The organism is Streptomyces viridosporus (genome assembly GCF_002078235.1).
GTDB classification, from domain to species: Bacteria; Actinomycetota; Actinomycetes; order Streptomycetales; family Streptomycetaceae; genus Streptomyces; species Streptomyces viridosporus.
The window spans coordinates 1-668 of record NZ_MSGP01000758.1 but is presented as its reverse complement, the minus strand read 5'-3'; the positions used below and the strand labels follow the sequence as shown (position 1 = coordinate 668).

Annotated in this window: 1 protein-coding gene; it reads right to left on the bottom strand. The window is 74.3% G+C overall.

All coding sequences use genetic code 11. The annotated features are described in order from the left end of the window. Positions 1 to 668, bottom strand: a 668-nt coding sequence (locus B7L92_RS37185; protein WP_174704079.1) for an ATP-grasp domain-containing protein, incomplete at both ends; no start/stop codon positions are given.

Here is a 668-nt window from a genome sequence, read left to right as displayed (position 1 = left end):
TGCAGCGTGAAGCCCCGGCGGCGGCCGTTCTTGGTGCGGCCGACCGCCAGCCGGATCCGGTTGTCGGGGCCGGTGAGGCAGTCCACCGACACCTCGGGCTGTTCGAGCCGCGGCATCACCAGCCAGTCCACCGGCTCGTCCGCCCGCCGGAGCGCGTCCAGCACCAGGTCGAGCGGCACGTACGGACTCGGGAAACCGCTCAGCTGGGTGAGGGAGAAGGGCGCCCGCGTGATCACACGAAAACCCACTCCGCCCGCGCCGGACGCCGGCTTGAAGCAGGCCCGGTACCCCTGGCCCTCCAACTCCTCGACAGCCGCGACGAGTTCGTCGGCGGACCGGACGCGCCACCACGGCGGCACGGGCACCCCGATCGACTGCACCGCCTCGTAGGCGATCACCTTGTCCCGGAAGAGGGCCACCGCCTCGGGCGGCGGTGCCAGCAGCGCCGTGCCGACCGCCTCGAACTCGGCGCGGTGCGCGACGATCGCCGACTGGTGCAGCCGGGGCACGAACACGTCGATGCCCCGCCGCGCGCACTGGGCGAGCGCGTACTCGACGTACGCGGCCGGGGACAGGCCCTCGGGTTCCGGTCCGGCGGTGTCGGCGGCGGCCAGCACGGGGGAGTCGGGGTCGCCGTGGGTGGCGTGGATCTCGACGGCCCGGTCGCC